Source organism: Photorhabdus sp. RM322S (assembly GCF_042879395.1).
Lineage (GTDB): Bacteria > Pseudomonadota > Gammaproteobacteria > Enterobacterales > Enterobacteriaceae > Photorhabdus > Photorhabdus khanii.
Window position 1 is genome coordinate 1 of sequence record NZ_JBHFKW010000129.1, and the last position, 1,253, is coordinate 1,253.

1 protein-coding gene is annotated in these 1,253 nt (G+C 53.8%); it reads right to left on the reverse strand.

Translation table 11 applies throughout. The features are described from left to right. A partial coding sequence (gene ltrA, locus ACGF63_RS22885) for a group II intron reverse transcriptase/maturase (RefSeq protein ID WP_387633378.1) occupies positions 1-1,253 on the reverse strand: 1,253 nt, incomplete at both ends.

Consider the following 1,253-nt stretch of genomic DNA (forward strand, 5'->3'; position numbering starts at 1 on the left):
TCCCATTGAAGCCTGCCCCCATAGTAGCGGCCAGTGGGCAAACAACCTCGTTTCACTCCGCGCAACACGCGCCAGCCAGTGACTGGCCCGTCGCCGGTGGCCCCGAAGTCGCTTATGTTTACGGGTCAGCCATAACACGAGTTTGCGATCGATTTGCCTCAGCGTTGGATACAGGGCCGATTTATAAAAAGCACCGTAATAATTTATCCAGCCTCTGATTTTCGCATTGAACATATGCGCCAGATCGTTCAAGGACTTGTCACTGCGATTTTGCAGACCCCAACTCCTCACCTCCTGACGGATTGCTTTCCCTGCTCTGGCACTCATCCCCGGACTGAAGTTAACGAAGGTCTTACCCCAGCGATTCTTCGACAAACGGGGCCGGAATGTATAGCCCAGAAAGTCGAAGCGCGTCTCTGCGTAATTCCCCCGTCGATCGGCATCTTTACAGTAAACCATCCGGGTCTTCTGCGGATGCAACTCCAGCCCACATTGCGCGAACCGCTGGCCTGCTTTACTTATCAGTGCTTCGGCCTGCGACTGACTGTGACAGTGGCATACAACATCATCGGCATACCTTTCAAAGGGGACGCCGGGAAACTGACGTTTCATCCACATATCAAAGGCATAATGCAGGAACAGATTCGAGATCAGGGGTGAAATCACGCTGCCCTGCGGCGTCCCCCTGTTCCGTACCTGCACCCTTCCATCCGGCATTTGCACCGGCGCCTTCAGCCAGCGTTCGATATACATCACCAACCAGCGTTCCTGTGTGTGATGCCGCACTGCTTTCAGTAACAGGGCATGATCAATATTATCAAAGAAGCCTTTGATATCGATTTCCACAACCCAGTCAAACTTCCAGCAGCGTGTTCTCGCCTGCGCAATCGCCTGGTGAGCAGATTTCCCCGGCCGGTAGCCATACGAGTCGGCATGGAACAGAGGTTCCAGTACAGGCTCAAGTACCTGTTTAACGACCATCTGGGCGATTCTGTCCGACACGGCAGGAATACCGAGCGGACGCACACCACCATCAGCTTTGGGGATCTCCACACGCCTTACCGCCTGCGGCATATAACTGCCCGAAGCCAGTCTGTTCCATAGCTTGTAGAGATTGTCTGCAACATTCTCGTCAAACCCGGCCAGTGTCTGTCCGTCAATACCTGCCGCACCACGGTTAGCTTTCACTCGTTTATACGCTTCCCACACCTGTCGCTTACTCACAGGAAATGGCTTTGCCGATTTTACAGCAG